Here is a 26,013-nt window from a genome sequence, read left to right as displayed (position 1 = left end):
CGTGACCGACCTGCCCTCGGACCGCCGCCTGCGCGTCCTGTCCACCGGCGACCTGGCCGGTATCGACATCACCCTCACCGACGTGCTCAAGACCGTCGAAGGCGCCTACCGCACCCTCGCCGACGGCCTGTCGGACAACCCGCGCAAGCTCACCGTCAAGCCCGGCGACGGCCACTCCGTCGCCTACGCGATGCTCGGCCGGGACGGCACCCGCGAGGTCGTCGCCGTCAAGACGTCCTACAAGCACGGCCTGGACAAGGGCCGCGAGGAACAGCACTACTACACGACGCTGACCCTCTACGACGACGTCACCGGTCTGCCGGTGGCGATGATGGACTGCTCACGCATCGGCTCGCTGCGCACCCCCGCCGTATCCGCCCTGCTGGCACGGGAACTGGCCGCTCCGGGCGCGCGGACGGCGCTGGTGATCGGCACCGGCACACAGGGCCGCCTCGCGCTGCCGTTCCTGGTGACCGCGCTGCCCGGTCTGGAGCGGCTGATGGTCACCGGTACCCACCCCGACGGTCTCGCCGCCGTACAGCGGGAACTGCGCGCCCGCTTCCCGGACCGGGACGTCGAGGTCGTCTCCGACGCGCGGGCCGCGGCCGGGGAGGCGGACGTCGTCGTCGCCACCGCGGGCGGCCACACACCCACCGCCGTCGAGGCCGACCGGCTGCGGGACGGCGCCCTGTCCGTCCTGGTCGGCCACGGGCTCGCCCCCTCCACCCTGCACCGCGCGGACCGCGTGATCGCCACCAGTGAAGCCCAGATGAACGTCACGGGGCTCGACATGGCCGACGCCGACGGCGAACTCCCCGCCGTCGACGCGGAGTTCCCCGCCGTGCTCGCCGGTTCCGCGCCCGGACGCACCTCGCCCACGGAGCGGATCTTCGCCTACAACAGCGGCCTGGTCGTCACCGACATCGCCCTGGGCCACCGCTTCGCCCAACTCGCCCTGGACGCGGGCCTGGGCACCGAGGTGGCCCTGTGGCAGTGAGGACTCGCACCCGTTGGCCCGCCCTGCCGGTGCTGCCGGATGCCGCGACCGACGCGGTGGTGGCGTCCGGGCTGCTGCCGGAACTCGCCCATGCCTTCGGCGGCCCCTTCCACTTCCTGCTCCCCGACGCCTTCACCGCCAACCTCCGTGCCCTGCAAGGGACTTTGGAAGCGGCCGGGGTGGACGGCTTCATCTACTACGCGAAGAAGGCCAACAAAGCGGCCGTCTTCGTCGAACAGGCCGCCGCACACGGCGCGGGCCTCGACATCGCCTCGGTCGCCGAGCTGCGCGAAGCACTCGGGCACGGGATACGCGGCGAGCACCTCGTGGTGACCGGCCCCGCGAAGAATCCCGCGCTGCTGCGCCTGGCCGTCACGCACAGCGCGCTGATCGCCGTGGACGCCCTCGACGAACTCGACGCGGTGATCGCCATCGCGTCGGCGGGGCACATCCGTCCGGCCCGCGTCCTGCTGCGCGTCCTGCCCCCGCTCCAGCCGCACAGCCGCTTCGGCATGACCGACGGCGAACTCACCACCGCCCTTGAGCGGTGTCGTCAGGCGGGCGAGGCCCTGCGGACGGAGGGGTTCAGCTTCCATCTGTCCGGCTACGCGCTCCAGCCCCGCGCGGACTTGGCGGCCCGGTTGGTCGAACTGTGCCTCAAAGCAAGGGTCATGGGGCTGGAAGCCGGCCGTATCTCCATCGGCGGCGGGCTGCCCGTCAGTTACACCGACGCCGACAGCTGGCGCGCCTTCCTCGAAACCCAGCGGCCCGCCCACTACCACGCCGGCAAGAGCTTCGACAGCGGCGACTTCTACCCCTACCACTCCCCGGAGTCCGGCGCGCACGCGCTGGCCGCGCTGCTACGAGCCCGCCCCCAACACGCCCATGGGAAGACACTCGCCAAGATCCTCACCAACGCCGGGGTGGAACTGCTGCTGGAGCCGGGCCGCGCCCTGCTCGACCGGGCGGGCGCCACCGTGTTCACCGTCCAGGGGACCAAGGACCGCGACGGCCACCAGCTCCTGACGGTCAACGGCACCAGCCTGAGCCTGTCCGAGCAGTGGTTCGGCAGCGAGTACCTCCCCGACCCGCTGCTGATCCCGCTGGTCCCGCTGAACCCGGCCACCGCGCCAGGGGTGTTCCCGGCGAGCGTCGGCGCGGCCACCTGCCTGGAGTCGGACATGCTCACCTGGCGCAAGATCGCCTTCCCGCAGCGGCCCCGGCCCGGTGACCTCCTCCTCTACCCCAACACCGCCGGCTACCAGATGGACTCCAACGAGTCCCCCTTCCACGACCTGCCGCTGCCGCCCAAGGTCGTCGTCGACCGCATCGACCGCCCCCGGCCCCGCTGGCGGCTGGACCGCCACTTCACCTGACCGGAACCGGCCCGCGCCGCCCCGCCCTCCCCTCACAGGAGTCATCTGATGCCCGGAGCCCTTCAGCGGCCCGCCGTGGTCTCCCGCCTGTCCGACCTGATCGGCTGCACGCCCTTGCTGGAACTGGCCACCACCGAGACCGGCAGCCGCCTGCTGCTGAAGCTGGAGATGTTCAACCCCACCGGCACCGCCAAGATCCGCATGGCCCGCGCCATGATCGACGCCGCCGAAACCGCCGGAGAACTGCGGGCCGCGGGCCGGATCATCGAGTCCACCTCCGGCAACACCGGCCTGGGCCTCGCCGTGATCGCCGCCGAACGCGGCTACACCTTCACCGCCGTCGTCGACCACCACGCGGCCGCCGACAAACTGCGGGCCATGAAAGCCCTGGGCGCCGAACTCGTCTACGTCGCCGACGACGGCACCGAGGAACTCGCCACCGCCGCCCGCGAGGAACTCGCCGAGGACATGGCCCGGGACGCGGACAACACCGTCTTCACCGAACAGCACAACAACCCCGCCAACGGCGTCGGTTACTTCCCCGTCGCCCACGAACTCGCCGCGGCCCTCGACGGCCGCCTCGACATCCTCATCGGCGCGGTCGGCACCGGCGGCGGCCTGTGCGGCACCGGGCGCGAACTGGCCAAGCTGGTCGCCGACTTCACCGTCATCGGCGTAGAACCGATGGGATCCATCGCCTTCGGCGGCCCCGCCCACGACTACTACCAGTCCGGCACCGGCACCCCCGAAGGAGCCGAGATCGGCGCCCTCGTCGACTTCGACCTCATCGACGAAGGCGTCAAGGTCGGCGACATCGAGGCCTTCGCCACCTGCCGCGCCGTGGCCAGGACCGGGCTGCTCATCGGCGGCTCGGCCGGCGGTGTCGTCCACGAGGCGCTCAGGCGCCTGCCCTCCCTGCCGCCGGGCACCACCGTGGTCGCCCTCGTCAACGACGGCGGGGAGAAGTACATGGACACCGTCTTCGACGACGACTGGATGCGCGAGCGCGACCTCCTCAGCCCGGAGGTGGAGCGCGCCGTCGAAGACCAGCTGACCAAGCTCCGCGGGAACCGGTGACCGCGATGCCGACCACCTTCCTCCGCGACGGCCGCGCCCTCGGCACGCTGGCCGTCCCCCTCGTCCTCACCCAGCTCGCGCAGGTCGCCCTGACGACCACCGACACCGTGATGGCGGGTCTGCTGGGCACCACCGAACTCGCGGCGGGCGGCCTCGCCATCGTGATCTTCAACCAGATCCGCACCATGGGTGTCGGCCTGGTCACCTCCGTCGGCAACCAGATCGCCGCGGCGGCGGCCCGAACCGAGCAGGCCGCTCCCGGCCCGGACGGGGAAGGCGCGCGGGAGGCGGCGCGCGGCGAGGTCCGGGGCATCGTCCGGGCCGGCCTGGCCGTCGCCACCCTGGCCGGCGTCGCCGGCGCGATCGTCATGATCCTCATCGGGCAGGCCCTGGCCCGGCTCGGGCAGAGCGCCGACGTCGTAGACCTGACCCGGACGATGCTCTACGCCCTCGCGCCCGGACTGCTGCCCTGCCTGTGGTTCCAGGCCGTACGCCAGTTCACCGTCGGCATGCGCAAACCCCAGGCGCTCCTGCGGATCACCCTGGCCTCCATCGCCGTCAACGCCGGACTCGACTGGGTCCTCATCCACGGCACCTTCGGCCTGCCCCGGCTCGGACTGACCGGGGTCGGCATCGCCACCTCCACCGTCCACCTGCTGTCCTTCCTCGCCCTGTACCTCTCCGCGAGAACGGACCCCGACCTGGCCCCACACCTCACCCTCGACATCACCCGCGCCGACACCGCCACCGTCAGACGACTGCTCGGCCTGGGCGTCCCGATCGCGGCCACCTACGGCTCCGAAGCCGGCTTCTTCTCCGTCACCGCCCTCATGGCGGGCTCCTTCGGCCCCGACGCGCTCGCCGCGCACACCGCCGTCAACCAGCTCGTCTACATCGTCTTCCAGATCGCGGTCGGCCTCTCCCACGCCGCGTCCATCAACGTCAGCCGCGAACTGGCCCTGGGCCACCCCGAGGCCGCCCGCCGCCTCAAGAACACCGCCCTCGCCTGCGCCGGCGCCGTCATGACCGTCGTAGGCACGGTGTACCTGACGCTGCCGCGCCTCGTCCTGGCCCCGTTCCTGGACACCGGCTCGGACCGCGCCCTCACCGTCGCCACGCACCTGCTGACCGTCGCCGCGTTCCTACAGTTCTTCGACTGCGCGCAGAACATCGGCATCGGCCTCCTGCGCGGTCTGAACGACACCAAGAGCGGCTTCCGCGTCACCCTCGTCGGCTACTGGGCCATCGGCCTCCCGACCGCCTGCCTGTTCGCCTACGCCCTGCACCTCGACACGCTCGGCATCTGGCTCGGTCTCCTCACCGGCCTCGCCGCCACCGCCCTGCTCCTGCTGCGCCGCTACGACACGGCACTCGCCGCGGTACCGCCCCGGCCCACCACGGCAGCGGCCTGACGACCAGTACGGGGGCGGCACGAGGACCCTTCGCCGTACCGCCGCCGTGCGGGCGCCGACTCGCTCAGGGAGCGCCCGTACCGAACAGGGCGCGCAAGGTGTCCCACATGCCCGAGCAACCCGACGGTGCGGTCGCGCCGAGCAGCCGCTGCGCCGAGTACTCGACGTACTCGTGCAGCCCGTAGGCGAGTGCGAGAGCTCCCACCGCCGCACCGAGCACGGTCCCCGCGAGAGCGGTGACGCCCGCGCGTCGGGCCCCGCCCCGGGGAGCCCGCGGCTCGGGCGACAGCAGGGCCTCGACTCGCCGCGGCACAGGTCCGCTGGTCACCGACAGCAGGGGATACCCGTCGACGCGCCCGTGGGACCCCCCGGCACGCCCGGGGGACGCTCCGGCCAGCGCCGCTCGGGCGATGGCCGCAGCCGCCACCCGGCGGTCACCCACGACCGCGGCGGCCTCCTCGTCCGCCCATCGCTCCAGATGGAAGACCAGCGCGTCACGCAGGCTCCGCAGAGCGGGGTGCACCACGGCGGCGAGATCGGCCGCGGCGGACAGCACATGGTGACGACCCGCCAGGTGCGCCCGCTCATGCGCCAACAGCACCTCGCGCTCACGCGCCTTCAGGGACCGCACCATCGCGGAGGTCACCACGACCCGGCCACGCCGCCCCCGATAGCCGGGCAGCGCGAAGGCGTCCACGCCATTCCCCGGAACCACGAGCAGATCCCCGTCCCCCCTGCCCCCACTCACCGACGACCAGGCGCGCCGGAGCACGGAACGGTGCTGCGACCAGCGCCGCACCAGCAGCACGAGCTGGACGAGCAGCACCGCTCCGGCGACGCAGGCGAACGGCACGGCGGCCGGCCACGCCTCCAGCACCCGGGCGAAAGACACCTGCTCCAGCGCAGCGAGAAACGGGACATGGAACAGACCGATCAACGCCGCGATCGTCCCGCCGGCCAGCAGGACCGCGGCCCCGGTCAGCACCCGGCACGCCTCGCGCGGCGGAAGCACATCCGCCAGGTACCGGGTGATCGGCGCCGCACCCCACGGGAACGCGAGGGCCAGCCCGACCAGCACCAGGACATACGTCACTAAGAGTCTTCCTCGGCTTGGACATGGGCGTCGGCGTCGGCGTCGGCTTCAACGCGGCCTTCAGCTTCGACTCCGGGTTCGGCTTCCAGCAGCAGGCGCCGCAGGGTCTCCTCGTCGGACTCCGACAACGAGGACACGAACCGTTTCAGCACCAGTTCGCGGCGCGGCTCGCCGTCCAGTTCGCGGTGCATACGGCCGGCGGCCAGCCCCGCCGCGTCCTCCACCGGCTCGTAGGCGAACCCGCGTGTCACAGGGATCCGGCGCAATGTGCCCTTCTCGAAGAGCCGGCCGAGGATGGTGGCCATCGTCGTCCTGGCCAGCCCCTTGCCGAGTACGGCGTTGACCTGTTGCGCGGTCATCGGTTCACCGGCCTGCCACAGCACCGCCAGCACGTCCGCGACGAGTTCGCCGTGCGGTCGCCGCTCGTCCCCGCCCTTGCCCGAACCATTGCCCGGCCCTTTGCCCGACATCGCTCTCCTGTCCTCCCACCCGCGACGGCGGGACGGTCCAGCTCGGCCGGCCTCGTCGGCGACCACGATGATGCGGCCCGCCACCGGTAGATGTACTAAGGCATGCCTAATTTACCGCCCCGGACGACCGACCCGTCACCATCCTCATCACCATCCCCACACCGACGGCGCTCAAGCCCCGCCCGGCACAGGCGAGTTGCCCGGATTCGCCGGTCGCGTCAAGGGATCGAACGCCTCATCGAACACCTCTTGGACACGGTGACCGTGACCGCACTGTCACCCGGCCCCATGCCCCGAGGCGGATTCGACGGCCTCTCGGACCGCTGTCAGCAGCGCGCCCAGGCCATCGGCCTGCTCCCATTCCTCGGCCGTGTAGTTCCGGATCGTGCCCCCGCCCCGGACCTGACCGTGGCCGATCTCCACGGTCCGGTTCCCTTTCCGGTCCGGGCCGCTGACGCGCAGGTCGAGGTGCCGTACATGGAAGCGGGCGGGAAAGATGCCGAAGATCTCCAGTATCCGACCGTCGAACGAATAGATGTCGCAGCCGATCGTGGTCATGATCTCGTCGTTCATGGGGGCACCCTATGCACCGTGATCAGCTGCTACCAGGCCTCCATAACAGGCGGTCTCCCTTCCCGCCCCACGCCCTCCACTCGCCCTGACGGCTACTTGGAAGCGGCGCCGACAAGCCCGTCGAGCCACGCCTGATGACCGTTGAGCATCGGGTTCGGGCGCTCGCTCGCCAGCGCGACGGCCGGCCGGCCGATCTGAGTCTCCTGGGTGAGGACGCGGACCCGTCCACCGGGGAGGTCCTCCACCAGCCAGGCGTGCAGCACGTCGAGCCGCTGCTCGGGCTCGCCCTCCTGCTTCGCCGTCCAGGACAGGCGGCCGGGCACCCCTTCGGACGGCGACTGGAACTCGACGACCCGGGCGGCCAGGGGCGGGAAGCCGAACGTGCCGAAGCTGAAGTCGAGTTGAGCGGTCAGCCGGGGCCCGCCGCCGTGCGGGAAGGAGATGTCGGCGACGTTGTCGTAGTACCCCTCCCACTCCGACGTGTCGATGAGAAAGCGCCACACCTGGGCGGCGGTGACACCCGCGACGATCACTTCGTTGGAGACGAAGTTGTCGCCCGTGCCGGGGAGGTATTTCGCGGGCCAGTTGATCGCGTTCTGGGAGGTCATGGGGGCGCCTTTCGGTGAGTGCGTTGCCAGGCGAGGTCCACGACCGACGGTATGCCGACCACCCATCCGACAACCAATAGGAATACCGATCTCCGATATCGAAAGTCCGATGCCGGAGGTCGTTATGCTGGACGCATGACGAAGCAGTCCCGCCGCGCAGGCGATGCGGGCGATGGAACCGATAGAGCCGATGGAACGGACGGTGGCGACGGAGGCGACGCTCCAGTCCACGCCCCGGCGGCCGGGCGTCGCCGGCAGTTGCCGCCGCACGCGGACCTGAACCTGCTGCGCACCTTCCTGGCCGTGTACCGCGCGGGGTCGTTCACGGCGGCGGCCCCACGGCTCGGCCTGTCCCAGCCGACCGTGACCGCGCAGATCCGCACCCTGGAACAGCAGACCGGCCGGGAACTGTTCACCCGGCTGCCGCGCGGAGTGGAACCGACGCCCTACGCACACGAGTTGACCGGCCAGATCGCGGCCCCGCTCGACGCGCTGGCGACGCTGGAGGACACCGGCGCGACGTCCGCGCCCGTGCACCTGGCGGGCCCGTCCGAACTGCTCTGCGTCCGCGTCCTGCCGGCCCTCGTCCCGCTCATCACCGCCGGCGTCCGACTCCGCGTCACGCAGGGACTGCCCGAGCCGCTGCTGGAGGAGATGCGGGCGGGCCGCCACGACCTGGTGATCACGACCCGGCGGCCACGCGGCCGGGCACTGGAGTCGGTACCGCTCGCGGACGAGGAGTATCTGCTGGTCGCGAGCCCGGTCTGGGCCGAGCGCGGCGCCGGACGTCCGGGGGCGGACGACCTGTGCACTGCCCTGCGCGAGGTCCCGATGGTGACGTACGCCGAGGACCTGCCGATCGTCCGCCGCTACTGGCGCAACGTCTTCGGCAAACAGCTGACCGCGCGCGCCGCCGTCACCGTACCCAATCTGTACGCGGTGCTGTCAGCGGTCAACGCGGGCGCGGGCTTCAGCGTGCTGCCCCGTTCCCTGTGCCAGGAACACCTGGACTCCGGCCGCCTCGCCCTCCTGCACACCCCGGAGGAACCACCGCTCAACACACTCTTCCTGGTCCAACGCCCCGGCGCCGACACCAACCCCGCGGTACTCCGCGTCCGCGACCAGCTCCGGCGGGCGGCGCGGGCCTGGTAGCCCGCGCGAAGGACTTCCCCCCTTCCCCAGGGCGTTGGCGCAGCTGCGCGTCCGACAGACCCTCGCACTTCCACAGGAAGGTCGCCCGGTGGTAGTCGGGAGGCAATGCCTTTACGTCAGCTCACGCGCCCGTCCTCCCAGGCAGAGCGCTCTTCGCGCCGGAACTCATCGGTTGGTGCGGCGGAGACGGCCACCGCAGTGCCCGGGCCTCCGAAAAGGTCCGGGCACTGTGCGGGTGGTGTCATTCGGTGGCCGGCTGCGCCAGCACACGAGCCTTGGTGGCCCACTCCCCCATCTTCGTCATGACGGAGGTCATCTGGCGCACCGCCGAGGAGATCTCCTTCACCGGCTTGCGGAGGTGTCGGCTCACTCGGGACATGGAAGTCACCGAGGCCCCGAACACAGCGATCTGCGTCAGCCCCTCCTGCATGACCTCCTCCAGGGACATCAACTGATCGAGGAACTCCTCCGCTCCCTCGCCGCGCTCGTCGTGTGGTGTCGTCTCGATGAGTCCGAGTGCGGCCCGCACTCCGCTGTCCATGGTCGCCATGCGCTCAGCGAACCCGGAGACGACGGTGTTCAGTTCGCCCGCCGGCACGTTGAGAGTCTCCGCGTAGCGGGCCACGGCCGCGAGGCGGGCGCTCGCGGGCGCGTTCGCCTGGGTCAGCTCGCCCATCTCGTTCCCGGACCGCTCCGTCAGCTCCGCGATCGTCTCGATCGTTTTGGTGATGGCGTCCATGTCGGCGGTCATCTCGTCCAGTCCGTCCTCGATCACGGCGAAGTCGTCCAGCAGACCGGGAGAGTCCTCGTCCTCGCCCCGCCCGCCGTCCTCCCCGGTGGACGCTGGTCCGTCACCGCTCTGGAGTCCACGCAACACCCGGGCGGGTGTGAGGAGTTCGAAGCCGTCCCGGAGCCCGGCCGCCAGGGCACTCTCGATCTCCTTGCGAGCTGCGGCCAGTTGGCTGCGCGTCCGTTGATAGCGGATCGTCCTGATCGAGGCGATGTCGAAGGGCAGCTGCCCGGCCTCTCCAATGTGGATCGTCGGTTTGCCGGTGATGTGGCGCAGCCCCAACTCGTACATCACGTTCGGATTGCCGCCGCTGACGTCTGCGACAACCAGGTCGGACTCGACGACGTGCCGGCAGATCTGCTCGTTGATGTCACCGGCGTGCGCGATGCCGTCCGCTCGCACGGCGCTGATGCCGTACTTCTCACAGGCGGGGGCGATCACCTCTTCGAAAACGGCGAGGTGGTGCTCGAACGCCTCCCGCTCGGGGCCGCCGTGCGCGGCGTGCGGGTCACCGATGGGGCCGACGACGAAGCAGCTCAGGGGTTGGTCGGGCTCCTGGCGGAGCGCCTGTGACGTGATCATGCGAGCACCTCCGATGTGCGGGAACGAGTGTCGTCGGGGTGGGTCTCGGGCATGGCGTCGTCCTCCAGGGGGACGGCGTATACCGGTCGCTCCTCGATGCCGAGGGAGCGCAGCAGATAGGCGGTGGGGATGCGGTAGCGCCCGCCGACCCGCAGCACGGGGCACGGGAAGGTGCCACGGTGAATCAGCCGGTACGCCGTCCCCCGGCAGATGCCGAAGGCGCGGGCCGCTGTGCGCAGGTCGACGCACAGGGGCAGGTCGAGGACTTCCGCGAAGCCGAGCGGCGAGCCGGATCGGGCGGTCACCGCGGGGCCCCTACGGGGAGCAGGATCAACGTGCCGATGAGATCGGCCTCCTCATGACGGCGGGCCCGGAACACCAGGTCCGGCAGGCGGGTGCCGCCCTGCCGCCCCGCTTGCCGGGGGCGAGGCTCGGCGAAGCGGAGCGTCGCGTACAAGCCTTCGCGGGTGGGTGGGGGTGTGACGTGGAGTTCCCAGCCCTCGGGCGGGTGGGGTCGTTCCTCCGGCGGGGCGGTGGCGTTGCGGGCCTCGGCGATGGCGACGATGTCGGCGACAGGGATCTCCTGTGCGACACGCTTCCCGTAGTCCCACATCCGGTTCACCGCCTCTTTGATCAGGCGGCGACCCGGCTCCGGGTCGTCGGGATCCAGGGCGTCGACGGCGGCGAGGACGGCAAGCACGGCTTCCGCTTCCAGGTCGGACCGTTCGACGCGCAAACAACGAAGGATCTTGTGCAGGTTCCGGTACAGCCCTGGGAGGGCCAGCCAGACGACGAGCAGCCGTCCGGCGCCGTCGCCGTTCCGGGGCTCCTTCCGGGCCTCGGCGACGGCCTGTCGCCAGACCGCCGCGCCCAGCTCCGAGTCCCGTCGGGGGCCGTAGAGCGTCCTCCTGCTCTCTTCCGGAGAGAGCAAGAGGGTGCGGAGGCCGACTCGCACGGTGAGGGACGGCCGCGCGCAGTCGGGCAGTCCGGTGACACCACGGTCGATCCGGGCGAAGACGCCGTCCGGTCCGGTCGAAGTCATCGCTTCTCCTTTCCGGCATCATCGGGCCAGAGGCCGGCCAGGGCGGTGGCAGCCCTTCCGAGGGCGTGTGCGAAGTCGGTCAAGGCCCAGTGCAGGGCTGTGTCCCGCGTCGTGCGGGCCGAATGCGTCGTCGCCTCCCGGCTCGGGGGTCGCACGACGAACGTGGCGGGCGGGTGGAAGTGAATGCCGCCGTACACGGCGTGGCCGACGTTCACCCCGAGGTCCACCCACTGACTGTCGTAGGACTCGGGCCCGGGCGGCGCCTTGTAGTGGGCCGTCACCGCGCGGGTCCAGGTTCGGGCGGCGGGAGCGGCACCGGCAGGCCGACGGTGAGACCGCCGACGACGTCACGGCCGACTGCCGCGCCCTGGTGAACGTGCTGGGACAGGATCGACCGGCCTCGGACAGGAGCGTCCGGCGAGGACTTCGGCGCCGACGCCTCCGCCACTGCCCGTCGAACTTCGTCCGGCGGGTGACCCGGGACGCGGATCCAGCCGTAGCCGCCGAACTCCTTCACCCGCACATGGGCACGCACGTACTGCGCGGGATCGAGGTGCGGCAGCCCGGACCGTACGACGTCCTGGTAAAGCCGGTCCGACACGATGACGGCGAGATCGGCCGTGGTGAGGGTGCCGAGTACGGCCTTGAGCTGGGGCGCGTCAACGTAGCGTGCCACCGCGATCGGCGCCGGGCCGGCGTGTCCGAGGGCCGCTTCCGTGGCCACCCCGGTGTCCACGGCCAGCCGCAGCCTGACCCTCGGGACGCCCGGGTGGGAGTTGCGGTCCACAAGCCGGCCCGCGAGATGGTGCACGAAGGGACCCAGCACGGCATCCTCCGGCGTCGCCTCGGGAAGGACGGCGAACTCTTGGTCGCCTTGCGGCTGACGCGTCCAGGCGGCCCGGTCCAGTCCGGTCGACGCTGTCGCCTCGTCGAGCATCCGGACCAGCTCGGACTGAACGGAGGACTGGGTCCGGGTGTCGAGACGGCTGTACTGCTCCACGTCCACGGCCAGGCACAGCCGACGGATCGGCAGGCCGGCCGCGGATGGCGGTGGAGAGATCTCTTTCACGACAACTTGCCACCTTTCGGAGGAGGTTGGGTTCGGTGGACACCAACTGTCCGAGGAAGGACCGCGAGTCGCGAAAAAAGACGCACTAGTGCGAGTTTGTGGACACGGGCCTAGGCGGTCGGCACACTCAGCCGCGCCGCTTTTCGGAGGCGGGCAAGGTCTCGTACGTAGATCTTCCGGGAATTGGTGGTGATGATGTTCCGGTCGCGCAGATGGGCAAGTGCTTTGTGCACACTGCGCGTTCTGGCTCCGGTGAGAGCGGCGAACTCGGGCTGGGTCAGCTGCACGTCGATGCGCAGCGAGTTCCGTTCGGATCGCCCGTGCCTCGACGCCAGTTCGACCAGGACGCGGGCCAGCCGTACCGGGACCGGATACCCACCGAGTTCCAGCCGCAGGCGGTCGGATCGGCAAATCCGGCCGCAGAGCAGGCGGTTGAGCGCCAGGGAAGTCTCCGGACTGGCAAGGAGAAAGGGTTCCAGTTCATGTCGCGGGACGACGGTGACGACGACATCGCCGCAGGCGGTGACGGTGGCTGAGCGCGGTCCGACACCCATCGCCGCCACCTCCCCCACGATCTCCCCGGCGATCCGGATGTCCATGAGCGACACCCGTTCACAGTCCAGCCGGGCGGTCACCTTCACCAGGCCGTCGAGGAGGACCATCAGTTCCTGCGCGTGGTCGCCCTGGTGAATGAGTACGTCCCCCACGCCGTACCGCCGTCGCGTGCCGAGCCCGATGAAGGCCGAACGCGTGTCAGGAGACAGCATGTCGAGGAAAGCGCGACCGTCGGGGATCGAGCCATGCATCATCCGCTCAGCACAGCATTCGGCCGACGCGACCGTGCACGTTTCCCTCCGGTCCACCGTCGCGACGGACGCACTCCGGGGCGCGCGGCAGCGCACAGACGGAGCATCCGCCGCGCCTTCCGCGGACCGGACAACTCAGGTTCGGCCCAAGCCAGTTCAGGTGCCGGATCGCGGGGTCGTACGGCGTGGCCTGGACACAGGCGCGGACCAGCAGACGACCCAGGTGTCGGACCTGGTCCCGGACAACTACGCGGCGAACTGGCTCGGCGTCGCCGGTATGCGCAAAGTCATGGCTGCGCACATCGGCGACTCCCTGCCACTGAGTCCTACTCCCCGCCCCTCGCCCCCGCCAGGTATCTAAATCCTCCGCGGCTTACGCTGCTTGCGCGGTCTGTTCCACTTTCCCGATGGCCGTTCCCGCGCTTCGGTCGCCGTCGCCGCGTCGAACTCGGCCTTGCTCATCACCGTTCGTGGTTCGACTACGAGCGTGGCCGCAGTCGATCGCCAGGGAACCAGCGAGGACCAGCCGACCAGGGGCATGGTCTCGTCGTAGTGGGACGCGAACCCGGCGACGTCGATGGTGGGCATCTGGTGACGCAGGGCGCGGACGTGAGCCACGAACGCCTCCGGCAGCGCAACGTGGTGGGTCTCCACGTAGTGCGGGAAGTCCCGACGCCACAGCCAACTGCCGTCGGTCATCAGGGATGAGCATCCCTGAGAGTGGCGGTGGGGTCTCCCGGTGAGGACATCGGGTGCGCTCTCCATGACGTCGAGGAGGACGTGCCCACGGTCCAGGTAGGCCACCAGTTCCGCTTCGTCCGGTTCGGCGACGGGCCGGACGGCGTCACGTATCGATCCGCTCGGCCCGCCGGTGAGCCGGTCCGGACCGTCGCCCAACTCGCTGTAGAAGCCCAGCAGTCCGAGCACCGCAACTCCTCCGACAAGCATTGTTCAGCCGCACGAGAGATGCCTGCGCACTGACGCCGAGTGGACCATGTTCGGTCGGGCAGGGACCATCTTCCCCTCAGCCGGTCGCCAACATCGACATGCGGGTCGTCCGTGACGACGGCGAACGCTGTCCGGCAGCGCAAGCCATCCACGGAACGACACAACCGACCACCGTCCGATCACCCTCCCCCCGCCACCCCCGGCCCCTCCGGCCCCTCCACCGTCCGCGGATCCTCCACCCGCGACAGCCACGTGGTGAGCAGCCCCTCCAGCGCCTGCGCCTCGGCGGGCGTCAGCAGGTTCAGCAGTCGGTGTTCGTTGCGCATGTGGTCGGTGAACGCCCGGTCGATCAGTTCGTGGCCGGGGTGGGTGAGGGCGACGATCCGGCCACGCTGGTCGTCGTCGGAACGGCGGCGGGTGACGAGTCCGGCGCGCTCCAGTCGGTCGATCCGTTTCGTCATCGCGCCGGTGGTGACCATGGTGTGGGCGGCCAGTTCGCCGGGCGCCCGTTCGTAGGGCTCGCCGGCGCGGCGCAGTGCGCACAGCACGTCGAACTCCCCCTCGCTGAGCCCGTAGCGGCCGTAGACGAGGCAGAGTTCCTCGGTCAGCCGGTCGGCCAGGCGGTGCAGTCGGCCGATGACGCCTTGCGGGGTGACATCGAGGTCGGGGCGTTCGCGGCGCCAGTCGGCCTGGATGCGGGCCACACGGTCAGGTGATAGCGGCAGCGAAGGTGACGATGGCGGCGGCGGTGATGGGAGTCGCGGCGATTGCGGGGCATCCATACGGACCATGATAGCTTCCTGGGAAGCTATACTATCTTCCATGGAAGCTAATATGCGATGGGTGGCACTGACCGCCGTCGCACCGGTGGCCTGGGGCGCCAACTACTACGTCACCCATGAATTCCTGCCGCCGGACGCACCCCTCTACGGCGCGGCCCTACGAGCGCTGCCCGCCGGCCTGCTCCTCCTCGGCCTGTGCCGGCAACGACCGCGCGGGGCGTGGTGGTGGCGGTCGGCCGTGCTCGGGCTGCTCAACGTGAGCGTGTTCTTCGTCCTCGTCTACGCCGCCTCCCAGCTGCTCCCGACGAGCATCGCCGCGACCGTCATGGCGGTGTCCCCGCTGGCGATGATGCTCATCGCCTGGGCCCTGATGTCCGAACGACCCGGCCGCACGCACCTGGCCGGCGCCGCGATCGGACTCGGCGGGGTCTGCCTCATGCTGCTCACGGGAGCGGACGGGGTGAACGTGCGAGGCGTCCTCGCCTCGGCCGCGGCCATGCTCGTGTCGGCCTTCGGTCACATCCTGACCAAACGGTGGAACAGCACCGGCACCGACGTACTCGCCTCGACCGCCTGGCAGCTCACCGCCGGAGGACTGTTCCTCCTGCCGGTCGCCGCGGCCGTGGAGGGCCCTCCGCCCACCCTCTCCCCCTCGGCCCTCCTCGCGTTCGGCTACGTCACTCTCGTCGCCACCGCGCTGGCCTTCGCCGTCTGGTTCACCGGGCTACGACACCTGCCCTCCGGCACGGTGGGCCTGATCGGACTCCTCAACCCCGTCACCGGCGTCCTGCTCGGCACGGCGCTCGCCGGCGAGGTCCTGACAGTCCGTCAACTGTGCGGCCTGGCACTCGTCCTGACCGGAGTGGTCCTGGGGCGGCCGGCACGCGCGAACCGCCCCGCCAAGGATCGGACATCGCCCCGGCCCTTGGTCGACGAGTCGCCCGCTCACGAGTCGGTCTGCGGCGACCCACGACGCGGATCAGCTGAGTAAGCTCGTTCACAGGCGAGTTGACACTGTGGGGGGCAAATGTCAGCGGAGAATCCCTTAGCGCTGGACGACAACCGGATCAGGCACCTGGAGCTGATCCAGGCGATCGTGGCCCGGATGGGCAACAACTCGTTCCTGATCAAGGGCTGGTCGCTGACGGTCACCGGCGCCCTGCTCGCCTACGCCGTCGGGAACGGCAAGAGCTCCGTGGCGCTGGTGAGTTTCGTGCCGATCCTCGCCTTCTGGCTCCTCGACGGCTACTTCCTGTACCAGGAGCGGCTGTTCCGGCGCCTGTACGACCGGGTGCGCCGCCCCGAGAATCCGATTGAGCCCTTCACCATGAACGTGGCACCCGGTATGGAGAGCGCGGGTGTACTGAAGGCCGCCGTCTCCCCCACACTGGCCTTCTTCTACGGGGGCCTCGCCTTGGGCCAGGCATTCGCGTTGCTCTTCGTGCTGTGATCGCGGCCCGGTGCCGCCTCAGTGCCGCCCCGCGGTCAGCGCGAGGCGCAGTCTTCGCGCGGAGTCGTCCAGCAGCCGCGGATCCTCCTCGGCCTTCGGGGGCCACAGATACGGCATCCGGTCGCCCTCGTAGCGCGGTACCAGATGAACGTGCAGGTGGAACACCGACTGCGTGGCGACCGCCCCGGACGACTGGATGATGTTCAGCCCCTCGGGGCGGTGGGCGGTCCGCAGCGCGTGGGCGGCCCGGAGCACCGCCGTACCGACCGCTGCGGCCGTCTCCTCGTCGAGGTCCCAGATGTCCGCGACATGGCGGCGGGGCACGACCAGCACATGCCCGGGATGTACCGGCCGCACGGGCAGGAACGTCAGGGTCCCGGTGGTCTCGGCGACGACACGGGCCGGTTCGGTGCCGGCGACGATGCCGCAGAAGACGCAGTCGTCGTCACGATGATCCACTCTCATGGGTCGACAATAGGCCGGTGGGCGAGCGCACCGGTCAGCCGGCGGCGCCACCGTTGGCGTCGGGGAACGCCAGCGGGAGGTCCATCACCAGATCCTGTGCGAGGTGCGGCAGGTGAACGCCCCCTTCGTCGACCATGCACCGGGCGAGTTCGGAGACGTACTCCATGAGGTCGTCCTCCTTGCGCGAGGCCATGAGCTCGAAGACGTCTCCCTGGTATTCCCCGGGCGCCCGGTGCTGGAAGCGCTCGAAGTCCTTCGGCAGCGTCCACCCTTTCTCGGGTCTGACCCAGAACACCGGCATGATCGCCACGGGTTCCTGCCCGGGGGCGGTGTCGACGCTCGCGATGCGCTTCATCATGACGGCCCACTCGCGCCGGCACCACGGGCTGGTGAAGTAGTCCTTGGTGATCAGGGGAACCAGCACTCTCGTGGTGCGGATCGCCTCGATCAGCCGCGGTTCCCACTGTGTCCCGCGCTTCGCGGTGCGGTCGAGGAAGCCGTCGCTCATCTCCCGTGCCGCGCGTCTGGCTTCGACCTGTTTCTGCAGGATGTTGTGGAAGCGCAGTACCTCCGAGGCGTATATGTCGCGGTTGAACCAGCTGGTGAAGAAGAAACAGGTGGCCTTTCCGGCCGCCGCCGTCATCGACGGCGCCTGCGGTCCGCCCTGCCAGCCCCGCACCAGCTCCTCGACGATCCGGCTCACGTTGTTGGCCGGGTCCCGGCCGGAGCCCGCCGTCTCGGTCTCCGCCGCCACCGTCTCGGCGATCGCCCGCAGAAAGCCGGGGTCCTGCTGGTCGAAGGCGATGTCCAGCAGCTGGTCCACCCGTTCCCCGATGGGCAGGTCGGCGGTCACCTCGTCGTCCAGGAGGATGCCCGTGTCTCTGCGGAGGGCTTCGATCCAGCTCTGGTAGCTGCCCTTGTCCCGGCACACCGCCGACCGCAGGAGGTTGGTCCACAGGCTCGTGCGATCGCTGTCGGAGACCTCCGCCCGGCGCTGTCCCGGGAGAGCGGGCGACCGGGAGGCCGCCTCCGCCGGCGCGGGCGCCATCCGGACGATCTCGGTCAGGGTGACGAACTGCTCCGCCGTGATGCCGCTCCCTCGGATGGCCTGGCCGGCGCGCACGATCTGCCCCGGGTGCCCGTCGAAGATGTCCGCCAGCCGCAGGACCTGCGCCCGGTCTAGCGCCGTCACCTCGTGGAGGAGTTCGATCGAGGCCGCCCGGGTCAGCGGGCCGACACACAGCCGGGCACCGGTGTCCCAGGTGCCGGTGGCGCGCGAGGCGACCAGGATGCGCGCGTTGCCCTTGGGGAAGTGCCGCCGGACCGTGTCCGGTTCCGCCACGTTGTTGTAGAAGTAGAGCCAGTTGGCGGCGGTCGGGTCGAGCAGCGGTTCGCCCCACTTCTGCCGGTACTCCTGTCGCAGCCGCCGCAATTCCTGTTCGAGGAGGTCGGCCAGCCGTGCCGGGTCCCGCTCCCCGCCGCAGTCGAACATCCACATCACGTCGTAGTGCCGGGTGTAGCGGTGGCCGTAGGTGATGGCGACCTGCGAGGTCCCGTAGCCGTGGCGGCGGTCGTGCGGGTCGTGCAGCAGGGCGGAGCCGTGGTTCGCGAGCAACTCGTGGGCCTGCTCGACCTCTTCGTCCCTGCCGACGAAGGGTGCGGCCGGCGGCGGGAAATTGGTGATCGAGGGAAGCTGTCTGGGCGAGCGTCTCTGCGGGCTCACCGGCCGCTCCCGCGGTCCTCCGACCGCTGTGGCGGTTCGGGCAGCATCTCGCCGATCAGCCGCTCGTTCTCCGGGAGGTCCGCCCCGGCCAGTACGACGACGCGCGCGTCGCGGACCAGGAGCGGCCGGGGGGTCGCGTCGATCTGGACCAGCACGTCGGACGACACCCTGTCAGGCGACTCGACGAACACCTCCGCCCACTCGATGGGGCGGGTGTCCCCGGCGAAGTAGTTGCGCGAGAAGATGACCACCAGCCGCTCCGCCTCGGCCCGCGCCCGGGCGACCGCGTCCTGGAGTCCCTCACGGCCGACCCGCCAGCGGCGCTGCGTGACCCGGTAACCCCGTTGCTCCAGCACTTCCTTCATCCAGTCGGCCCACGGCTGATCCGCGCCCACATAGCTGATGGCGACGGTACGCGGGCCACGCTCGTGGAGCCCGGTGTCCGCGCCGCCGTCCCCGTGCTGCCACGCACCGGGTTCCCCGTCGGCGGGCTCCTCCTCCGCCGGCACCTCGGACCCGTCCGCCGACGGGCGGTCCTGGGGCACGCCCTGGCTGCCGAACTCCGGGCTCAACTCCCGTGCGTCCGGCGGGTCCAGCGGCTCCAGTTCCGTTCGCCCGGCCTCGGCAATCGTTTTGGCCAATTGTTCGACGAGCGCGTTGTAACGCGCCTTGTCCTCCGGCTCCAGCGAGGCGGCGAGCCGCTCCAGTCCGTCCTGTCGCAGCCAGTCGAAGGCTCCGGGCACCTCCACCCATTTCCGTACGGCCTCCGGTACTTCGTCGCCGCCGACGGGCTTCCAGCACAGCGGGATCAGACAGCTGCGGGCGGGAACTCCGCGGGTGTCCTCGTGGTGTCGCATACGGGAGCGGAAGACGGACCATTCGAGTCCTGCGCCGCGGTCCTTGAAATACCTCGGCGAATACAGCGCGATCATCACGCCGGCCCCGGTCACCTCGCCCTCAAGGGCGGAGTCGGGTTCCATCAGCGCCCCGAGGACGCCGCTGACACCGAACCCCTCCTGGATCCGCAGGTGGTATTCCAGGTCGGTGTGGAAACGTGTCAGCGCACGCCAGCCGTCGGCTCGTACACAACTCGTATAGAAGAAAGCGGCTGGATCCACGCGCTCCTCGCAAGCTACCGCCGGCGGTCCGGCAGGACGGACATTCGCGCAGACTCGGTCACGACAGACGGCCGATCGGTCGGCGGTGGCTCCTCGAAGGCCGATTCACCATCCCTCAACACTCCCGAGGATAGGCTTACTTGGTCCCGCTCGGTACACTCTCAAGTGTCTGGTGGGAGCGTTCGGTAAGCGCGCCGAGGCATTCACGAGCGGGGGAGCGAGTGGTCCGAGGATTCACGAGTCCCGGACTGTAGCAGGAACCACACGACTTCCCTGACACCTCGTCCGCCTGTCCGAACCATGCTGGTCGGACTCCGTGCGTCGCGGAGCCGGGACAGTCGGGGGGAGCCTGAGCTATGGGACGTGAGGCGGCACAACACACGGCACGCGGTTCGGCGTTGTCCGCGGACGGCCCCTCCCATGCCCCGCCCGACGCACTCGAACTGGGCCGTCTCCCCCGCAGCGCGCTCGTCGAGGCACTGCTGCGCAATGTCGGCCGAGGGTCCGGCCCCGAGCGGCCGAGGTGGGAAAGTGCGGTGTGAGACCGCGCGCCCGACGATCCCGCCGCCTTCCGAACCGGTCGCGGCCTTCACGCAGTTCGTCGTCAAGCTGTACAGCCGCTGCAACTTCGGCTGCCCCGACTGCTACGTGTACGAGCACCGTGACCACAGCTGGCGGACCCAGCCGCTGGTCATGAGCCCCGCCGTGATGCGGCAGCTGTCCGGCAGAATCACCGAGCACCTGCGCCGGCACCGCCCGGTCCGGGCCCAGGTGATCCTGCACGGGGGCGAACCCTTACTGGCCGGGCCCTCGACCCTGGAGCACTTCGCCCGCCGGCTGCGTGCCGACTGCCGCCAGCTGGCCACCCAGGTCGACCTGTTGATACAGACCAACGCCTCGCTGCTCGACCGGGACTTCCTGGAGGTCTTCCGCCGCTACGGCATCACGGTCGGCGTCAGCATCGACGGCACCGCCGCGTCCCACGACCGGCGCCGCCCCGACCGGGCCGGCCGGGGCACGTACACCGAAGTGGCCCGCGCGCTCTCGCTGCTCCGCACACCACGCTACCGGCAGCTCTACGGAGGGCTGTTGTGCGTCGTCGACATCGGGGCCGACCCGGTCGAGACGTACGAGGCGCTGCTGGAGCACGAACCGCCCTCCGTCGACCTGCTCCTGCCGCATGCCACCTGGCAGTTCCCGCCACCGGGGCCAGCGGACGCGGGCGCCGCGCCGTACGGGCGCTGGCTCGCCGCCGTGTTCGACCGCTGGTTCGACGCGGTACGGCGCGAGACCTCGCTGCGCCTGTTCGACTCCCTGCTCGACCTGCACCTGGGCGGGACCAGCACCAGTGAGATGTGGGGGCCGTACGGGTCGGACGTCGTGGTGATCCAGCCGTCCGGGCTGATCGAGTACAACGACATCCTCAAGACGGTCGGTGCCGGGGCGACCCGGTCCGTCCTGCACATCGGGGCCCACGACTTCGACCGCGCGGCGGTGGATCCGGGGTTCGCCGCGGAGCGTGCCGGGCTGGCCGGGCTCTGCCGGCAGTGCCGGTCCTGCCCCGTCGTCGACATCTGCGGCGGCGGACTGCGCGCCCACCGGCACCACCCGGACAACGGCTTCGACAATCCGTCGTGCTACTGCGCCGACCTGCGTCTCCTGATCGACCATGTGCGGGGCCGGCTGACGAACGGTGTCACCACGTTACGAGGGCGCCTGGACCGGGGGGCGATCCCATGACCGCGCAGACCGGTTCAGGAGTTCCGTACTACTACATCAGTCATGCCCTGCCCGCCCCGGGCGACCCCTGGCTGCGGACGTTCCACGCCGATCTCCAGAGCGACATCTACCGGCGGCTGGGCTCCGCCCCGGCCCACACCGGCCTGCTCCCGGAGCCCGCCCGCGGCGCCTTCGCGCCGGGGGGCCGGGACTGGACGCCCGCCATGCGCTGCCGGACGCTGGTCGTCCTGCTCACCGAGCACTACTACAAGGAGTCCGGCGCGCTGCTCGACCTCGCGGTGTTCCGCCGCCGCCTGCTGTGGGAGCAGCACCAGACCGGGGAACACTCGTCCGCTCTGGTGCCGGTCCTGTGGAACACCAAGGGGCTGCCGCCCCGTCCGGATCCCGACACTCTGAGAGTGCCGGTCGGCGACTACACGACCTCGGGTCTCGTCCGGCTGGTGGGGTCCCCGCACGCCCGTGGCGGATATCTGAAGGTGCTGCGCGCGGTGGTGGACCGGATCCTCGTCGGGGCCCGTCACTCGCCCCCCGTGATGACTCCTGAGGACCTCTTATACTCACTGCCCCCAGGCGCACCGGAAATGCCGCGAATTCCGCTCTCAACCGATTGCTTCCCTGATAGGCACTTCGCGGCGCTCCGGGTACCGTTGCAACCTACGCACGCCGTACCACCGTCCCACCGCCCTGAACCGGGGTGGGAGGTATCCACCCGCAGATCCTGGTTCTCCCACCCGGGGAACGACGAGCGGCCGATCCTCCGGGGACCTCACAGCTGACGCACCGAAGTTGGAGCGACATCGATGAGCAGCGCCGAGCCGTCGGGTTCCGCACGTGGTCGGGACCGGGCAACGGTCGTCACCTTCTACTCGTACAAGGGCGGGGTCGGGCGGACCATGGCGCTGGCCAATGTCGCCTGGCTGCTGGCCGACACGGGACATCGCGTCCTCGTCGTCGACTGGGACCTGGAGTCGCCCGGGCTGCATCTCTTCCTGCGCCCGTTCCTGCGCGATCCCGAACTGCGCGAGTCGACGGGCGTCGTAGAGATGGTCCAGGACTACGGCAAGGCCGTGGAGGAACTCGCCGAGCGTGAACTCCCCGCCGCGCAGGCCGAGTCCCGGCTGGCGGATCTGCTGGAGCGGCACACCCAGGTGGGCAATCACACCGACTCGCTGGCGTACCGGTTCTCCCATGCCGAGGGCCGTATCGACTTCCTCGGACCGGGCCTCCAGGACAGCCTCTACAGCGAGCGCGTCGCGGCCTTCGAATGGGCCCGGTTCTACAAGGACCAGATGGGCAGGCGCTTCGCGGAAGCGCTGCGGGAGAGCCTCCACTCCGACGACTACGACTACGTGCTCATCGACAGCCGTACCGGACACTCCGACAACGCGAGTCTGTGCACGCTGGTCCTGCCCGACGTGGTCGTCATCGGCTTCAACCTCAGCAACCAGTCGATCGAGGGCTCCGCCGCCGTCGCCCGGCAGGTGCGGGAGCAGTCCCAGGGCCGGATCAGGATCCTGCCGGTGCCGATGCGGGTCGACACGTCCTACCCGGAACAGGTCGAGCGCCGTCGCTCCCGGGCCCGGGACCAGTTCGAGGGCGTCGTCGGCCCCATCCTGTTCGGCGGCGAGGAGCAATACTGGCGCGAGATCGAGGTGGGGCACCTGCCGAAGTTCGCGTACGAGGAAGTCCTGATGCCCTTCGCCCTCCAGGACTACGAGCCGTCGCTGCAGAAACTGGCGTACGAACGCCTGGCCCAGGAGATCAGCGGCGACTCCGCGCTGCGCTTCGCGAACGTCCCGGCGGCCGACCGCGAGCGGTACACCGAGGCGTTCGCCGAGGTACCGGCGTCCCCGCGTGTCGTACGGCTCCTGTTCGAACCGCAGGACCGGCAGTGGGCGGACTGGATCCGCGCCGAGCTCATCGCGAACGGGGTGAACTGCGAGTTCGATCCCGGATCCGGTGACGGGGCGGCCCGCGGCGACACACCGGGCACCTTCCTCGTCCTCATGTCGTCCGCCATGGTCGGCTCACCTCGACTCACCGGACTGGGACGGCAGATGCCGACGGGCGGCGGGCTCACCGACCGGGCGAAGGTCGATGTGGCCTGGCTCGACGACGTCGAGGTCCAGCCCCCGTTCCGGGGCCGACCGGGCCCCAGGCTGTACACGCTGGAGGAGGAGCCCGCCCGTACCGCCCTGCTGACGCATTTCCTGCCCGCCGACCGGCGCCCGCGTACCTGGGCGGACCGCCAGGGACGCGGGCCCCGCTTCCCGGGCCGCAACCCCCGCGAGTGGCACGGCCTGCGCCAGCGCCACGGCGAGTTCCTGGGCCGGGAGTCCTATCTGCGGCAGCTGCGGAACCTGCTCCCGCCCGGCCAGGCGGCCCGGCCGGTGGTGCTGCACGGACCTGCCGGGGTGGGCAAGCGGACCTTCGCGCTGGAATACCTGGACCGCTTCAAGGCGGACTACGACGTCGTGTGGTGGATGCCGGCCGACAGCCCGGACCGCGTCGAGCAGGAACTCGTGCTGCTCAGCGAGCGGCTCGGCGCCGCCCGCCGCTCCTCGCCCCGGGCCATCGAGGCGCTGCGCGAACTGCTGGAGGGCTACCGCACCGCAACCGAACGTCTGCTTCTCGTCTACGACGGTGTCCGGCACCCCGACGCGATCGCGAGCCTGCTGATCACGAGCCCGCAGGCACATGTGCTGATCACGTCGGAATATCCGGACTGGGGCGCGCTGGCCCGGCGGATCGACATCGAGTCGCCGACCCCCGAGGAGGCGGTGCGGTACCTGCGCCGCAAGGCTCCGCAGCTGTCGGCCCAACTCGCCGAGCAACTGGTGGGGTTGGGCGAGACACTGCCCCAGGTGCTGGACCAGATGGCCGCGTACCTGGGCAACACCGCGCGCCCGCCGGAGGAAGTGGTGGCCGAGCTGGTCGAGGGGATCAGGACCCGTCAGGACACCGGTCTGGACAACAGGCTGGCGGTGTGGAAGAGCGTCGTCGAGGACCTGGGAAAGGAGCGTCCGGCCTCGCTGGACCTGCTGAAGATGCTCACGGTGCTGTCACCGGAGGGCGTCGGCTGGGACCTGCTGGAGTCGCCCGCCGCACTGGAGTTCCTGGGGCTCCCCGAGGGCGCGGACGGCCGACTCCAACTCGGCTTCGCGGCGCAGGGTCTGGTCAACCGGTCCCAGGCCCGCCGCAGCCAGAACGGCAGGCGGCTGACGGCTCCCCGGATGCATCTGGAGTCGCAGCGCGAGGACCTGACGCCTCAGGAGTCGGCGCGGATCGCGTCCGGTGTCCGCCGGGTTCTCGCCGCGTACTCGCCTCCGGACGAGCACGTCGACGACCAGAAGATGGACCCGCTGTACGCGGAGCTGGACGCCCATGTCGAATCCTCGGGGGCAGCGCAGGACAGCGACCCGGAAGTGCGCCGTTGGCTGGTCAACCAGGTGCGCTACCGGCGCCGTACGCAGTGTCTGTCCTCCGCGTTCGCCCTGGCCCGGCAGTTGGAGGCGGCGTGGAACAGCGGATCGTCCACCGACGACACGGCGGCCCGGCTGCTCCTGCTGCGGCTGCGCGTGGAGCTGGCCAACATCCACACCGACGCGGGACGCTTCCCCGACGCCAATCTGCTCAACGGCGCGGCGCTGGAGGAACTGCGTGAACTCCAGGGCCTGGACGGCCCGTTCACCCTGCGCAGCGCGCTGGGCCGGGGTGGAGAGCTGCGTGCCCTGGGCCGCCCGCAGGACGCGTTCGCCGAGGACCAGTCCACCCGGGAGGTGCTGCGCTCCAAGTACGGCCCCGACAACCACTTCACGCTGATGGCGTCCAGCAACCTCGGACTGTCCCTGGCCATGCTGGGCCTGCCGAACGACTCCCTGGAGCAGCACAAGGACGTCCACGAGCGGCGGGTGCGGGTCCTCGGCGAGCACCATCCGCTGACGCTGCGCTCCTCCGTGCACGTGGGCAGCCGACTGCGTGAAGTCGGCTCGCTCGACGCGTCGTTGAGCCGGCTTCAGGAGATCTACCGGCTGACCAAGGACCACGAGGAGTTCGGCCCGTCCGACCTGACGACCCTGCACACGGCCTGCGCGCTGGCCTCGACGCTGCGGCACATCGCCACGCTCTCCCCCGGCCTGACCACGGAGGCCCGGCAGGGCAAGATCGAGTCCGCCCGCAAGTGCGACGTACAGGCGACGGAGGGTTTCGAGGTCTACGGCGGCACCGGGCACCCCGAGGCGCTCTCGGCACGCGTGGGGCGGGCCGCCGATCTGCGGATGCTGCGCCGGACCGTCGAGGCGAGGACGCTGGCGGAGCAGAACCTCGCGGCGTACCGGGCCTGGGGGGAGGACCATCTCTTCGCCCGGATCTGCGAGGTGAACCTGGCGCTGTGCCTGCGCGACGCCGAGGACGAGACCGCCGCCGAGGTCAGTGAACGCGGCCTGCGCGGCCTGCGCGAGCTGCTGCCCGACCCACGTCATCCGCTGGTCCTCACGGCGGCCCTCTGCCACGCCAACCTGCTGGTCTTCGCGGGCGATTCGCGAGCGGCCCGGGAACTCGACGAGCGGACGCACGAGGGGCTGCTGGCGAAGTTCGGTCCCGACCATCCCCTCACGCTGACGGTGGCCGCGCATCTGGGGCTGCGGGAGGACGGAACGGACCGGGCGGGTCCGGACAACCGGATCGGCATCGAGCTGGACATCCCCAAGATCTGAGCGAGCAGCACGGCAAGGAGGATCC

24 protein-coding genes and 1 pseudogene are annotated in these 26,013 nt (G+C 70.4%); 11 read left to right on the top strand and 14 right to left on the bottom strand.

The genetic code is table 11. From position 1 onward, the window contains the following. Window position 1 precedes the first annotated feature (1 nt). From ACIQPR_RS14780 to ACIQPR_RS14765, 4 genes are read left to right on the top strand one after another with little or no spacing between them, the layout of a single operon-like run. Window positions 2–997, top strand: coding sequence for an ornithine cyclodeaminase family protein (locus ACIQPR_RS14780; RefSeq protein ID WP_403647194.1), 996 nt, complete (start codon window positions 2–4; stop codon window positions 995–997). Then, complete coding sequence (locus tag ACIQPR_RS14775; RefSeq protein WP_403647191.1) at window positions 988–2,373, top strand: Y4yA family PLP-dependent enzyme; 1,386 nt, start codon at window positions 988–990, stop codon at window positions 2,371–2,373. Before ACIQPR_RS14780 ends, ACIQPR_RS14775 begins: the two co-directional genes overlap by 10 nt. A 48-nt stretch (window positions 2,374–2,421) precedes the next feature. Beyond that, entirely contained in the window at window positions 2,422–3,450 is a 1,029-nt protein-coding gene (locus ACIQPR_RS14770; RefSeq protein ID WP_403647188.1) for a cysteine synthase family protein, read from the top strand. 5 nt (window positions 3,451–3,455) lie between these two features. After that, the gene (locus ACIQPR_RS14765; RefSeq protein ID WP_403647185.1) at window positions 3,456–4,862 is read left to right on the top strand and encodes an MATE family efflux transporter; all 1,407 of its coding nucleotides are present in this window, start codon (window positions 3,456–3,458) and stop codon (window positions 4,860–4,862) included. Between the two features lie 64 nt (window positions 4,863–4,926). Here the strand turns inward: ACIQPR_RS14765 and ACIQPR_RS14760 are convergent, their stop codons facing one another. From ACIQPR_RS14760 to ACIQPR_RS14745, 4 genes and pseudogenes are all read right to left on the bottom strand, one after another. After that, window positions 4,927–5,955, bottom strand: a complete 1,029-nt coding sequence (locus ACIQPR_RS14760; protein WP_403647182.1) for a M56 family metallopeptidase — start codon at window positions 5,953–5,955, stop codon at window positions 4,927–4,929. Between the two features lie 65 nt (window positions 5,956–6,020). Next, window positions 6,021–6,425 (bottom strand): annotated as a pseudogene (locus tag ACIQPR_RS14755) (BlaI/MecI/CopY family transcriptional regulator); the annotation flags it as partial. 276 nt (window positions 6,426–6,701) lie between these two features. After that, a complete protein-coding gene (locus ACIQPR_RS14750) occupies window positions 6,702–6,998 on the bottom strand; it encodes a hypothetical protein (RefSeq protein WP_403647179.1) in 297 nt (98 codons plus the stop codon). Window positions 6,999–7,090: 92 nt separating this feature from the next. After that, entirely contained in the window at window positions 7,091–7,606 is a 516-nt protein-coding gene (locus tag ACIQPR_RS14745; protein ID WP_403647176.1) for an SRPBCC domain-containing protein, read from the bottom strand. 258 nt (window positions 7,607–7,864) lie between these two features. On the opposite strand from ACIQPR_RS14745, the gene ACIQPR_RS14740 reads away from it, so the two are divergent. Further along, window positions 7,865–8,758, top strand: coding sequence for a LysR family transcriptional regulator (locus ACIQPR_RS14740; RefSeq protein ID WP_403647173.1), 894 nt, complete (start codon window positions 7,865–7,867; stop codon window positions 8,756–8,758). 241 nt (window positions 8,759–8,999) lie between these two features. Here the strand turns inward: ACIQPR_RS14740 and ACIQPR_RS14735 are convergent, their stop codons facing one another. The 5 genes from ACIQPR_RS14735 to ACIQPR_RS14715 form a co-directional block, all read right to left on the bottom strand. Continuing rightward, window positions 9,000–10,130, bottom strand: coding sequence for a hypothetical protein (locus ACIQPR_RS14735; RefSeq protein WP_403647170.1), 1,131 nt, complete (start codon window positions 10,128–10,130; stop codon window positions 9,000–9,002). Beyond that, window positions 10,127–10,435 (bottom strand): helix-turn-helix transcriptional regulator, encoded by a 309-nt coding sequence (locus ACIQPR_RS14730; protein WP_403647167.1) that lies wholly within the window; start codon window positions 10,433–10,435, stop codon window positions 10,127–10,129. Before ACIQPR_RS14730 ends, ACIQPR_RS14735 begins: the two co-directional genes overlap by 4 nt. Then, window positions 10,432–11,172 (bottom strand): hypothetical protein, encoded by a 741-nt coding sequence (locus ACIQPR_RS14725; protein ID WP_403647164.1) that lies wholly within the window; start codon window positions 11,170–11,172, stop codon window positions 10,432–10,434. The genes ACIQPR_RS14730 and ACIQPR_RS14725 overlap by 4 nt, the downstream gene beginning before the upstream one ends. 277 nt (window positions 11,173–11,449) lie before the next feature. Further along, window positions 11,450–12,241, bottom strand: coding sequence for a hypothetical protein (locus tag ACIQPR_RS14720; RefSeq protein WP_403647161.1), 792 nt, complete (start codon window positions 12,239–12,241; stop codon window positions 11,450–11,452). A gap of 110 nt (window positions 12,242–12,351) precedes the next feature. Then, entirely contained in the window at window positions 12,352–13,104 is a 753-nt protein-coding gene (locus tag ACIQPR_RS14715; RefSeq protein ID WP_403647158.1) for a Crp/Fnr family transcriptional regulator, read from the bottom strand. A 103-nt stretch (window positions 13,105–13,207) separates the two neighbouring features. Here ACIQPR_RS14715 and ACIQPR_RS14710 point away from each other — a divergent pair, with 103 nt between their 5' ends. Beyond that, the gene (locus tag ACIQPR_RS14710) at window positions 13,208–13,408 is read left to right on the top strand and encodes a hypothetical protein (protein ID WP_403647155.1); all 201 of its coding nucleotides are present in this window, start codon (window positions 13,208–13,210) and stop codon (window positions 13,406–13,408) included. Here ACIQPR_RS14710 and ACIQPR_RS14705 read toward each other — a convergent pair. Both ACIQPR_RS14705 and ACIQPR_RS14700 read right to left on the bottom strand, forming a co-directional pair. Then, on the bottom strand, window positions 13,405–13,974 hold the full coding sequence (locus ACIQPR_RS14705; RefSeq protein WP_403647152.1) for a hypothetical protein: 570 nt from the start codon (window positions 13,972–13,974) through the stop codon (window positions 13,405–13,407). The genes ACIQPR_RS14710 and ACIQPR_RS14705 overlap by 4 nt on opposite strands. A gap of 200 nt (window positions 13,975–14,174) precedes the next feature. Next, on the bottom strand, window positions 14,175–14,786 hold the full coding sequence (locus ACIQPR_RS14700; protein WP_403647149.1) for a MarR family winged helix-turn-helix transcriptional regulator: 612 nt from the start codon (window positions 14,784–14,786) through the stop codon (window positions 14,175–14,177). A 43-nt stretch (window positions 14,787–14,829) separates the two neighbouring features. On the opposite strand from ACIQPR_RS14700, the gene ACIQPR_RS14695 reads away from it, so the two are divergent. Continuing rightward, window positions 14,830–15,768 (top strand): DMT family transporter, encoded by a 939-nt coding sequence (locus ACIQPR_RS14695; RefSeq protein WP_403647923.1) that lies wholly within the window; start codon window positions 14,830–14,832, stop codon window positions 15,766–15,768. A gap of 36 nt (window positions 15,769–15,804) precedes the next feature. Continuing rightward, a complete protein-coding gene (locus ACIQPR_RS14690) occupies window positions 15,805–16,227 on the top strand; it encodes a hypothetical protein (RefSeq protein WP_403647146.1) in 423 nt (140 codons plus the stop codon). A gap of 18 nt (window positions 16,228–16,245) precedes the next feature. Here the strand turns inward: ACIQPR_RS14690 and ACIQPR_RS14685 are convergent, their stop codons facing one another. The 3 genes from ACIQPR_RS14685 to ACIQPR_RS14675 are packed head-to-tail and all read right to left on the bottom strand — an operon-like array spanning window position 16,246 to window position 19,533. Continuing rightward, window positions 16,246–16,692 (bottom strand): HIT family protein, encoded by a 447-nt coding sequence (locus tag ACIQPR_RS14685; RefSeq protein ID WP_403647143.1) that lies wholly within the window; start codon window positions 16,690–16,692, stop codon window positions 16,246–16,248. Between the two features lie 34 nt (window positions 16,693–16,726). After that, on the bottom strand, window positions 16,727–18,415 hold the full coding sequence (locus ACIQPR_RS14680) for a TIR domain-containing protein (protein WP_403647140.1): 1,689 nt from the start codon (window positions 18,413–18,415) through the stop codon (window positions 16,727–16,729). Then, a complete protein-coding gene (locus tag ACIQPR_RS14675) occupies window positions 18,412–19,533 on the bottom strand; it encodes a TIR domain-containing protein (RefSeq protein WP_403647137.1) in 1,122 nt (373 codons plus the stop codon). The genes ACIQPR_RS14680 and ACIQPR_RS14675 overlap by 4 nt, the downstream gene beginning before the upstream one ends. A gap of 531 nt (window positions 19,534–20,064) precedes the next feature. Between ACIQPR_RS14675 and ACIQPR_RS14670 the strand changes: the two genes are divergently transcribed. The 3 genes from ACIQPR_RS14670 to fxsT are packed head-to-tail and all read left to right on the top strand — an operon-like array spanning window position 20,065 to window position 25,988. After that, window positions 20,065–21,273, top strand: a complete 1,209-nt coding sequence (locus tag ACIQPR_RS14670) for an FxsB family cyclophane-forming radical SAM/SPASM peptide maturase (RefSeq protein ID WP_403647134.1) — start codon at window positions 20,065–20,067, stop codon at window positions 21,271–21,273. After that, a complete protein-coding gene (locus ACIQPR_RS14665; protein WP_403647131.1) occupies window positions 21,270–22,049 on the top strand; it encodes a hypothetical protein in 780 nt (259 codons plus the stop codon). The genes ACIQPR_RS14670 and ACIQPR_RS14665 overlap by 4 nt, the downstream gene beginning before the upstream one ends. Before the next feature lie 24 nt (window positions 22,050–22,073). Further along, a complete protein-coding gene (gene fxsT / locus ACIQPR_RS14660) occupies window positions 22,074–25,988 on the top strand; it encodes an FxSxx-COOH system tetratricopeptide repeat protein (RefSeq protein WP_403647128.1) in 3,915 nt (1,304 codons plus the stop codon). Window positions 25,989–26,013: the final 25 nt, after the last annotated feature.

The sequence above is a fragment of the Streptomyces sp. NPDC091280 genome, assembly GCF_044768565.1.
GTDB lineage: Bacteria > Actinomycetota > Actinomycetes > Streptomycetales > Streptomycetaceae > Streptomyces.
Note: the sequence above shows the minus strand (reverse complement) of the source record. Positions and strands in the feature narration are given on the sequence as shown.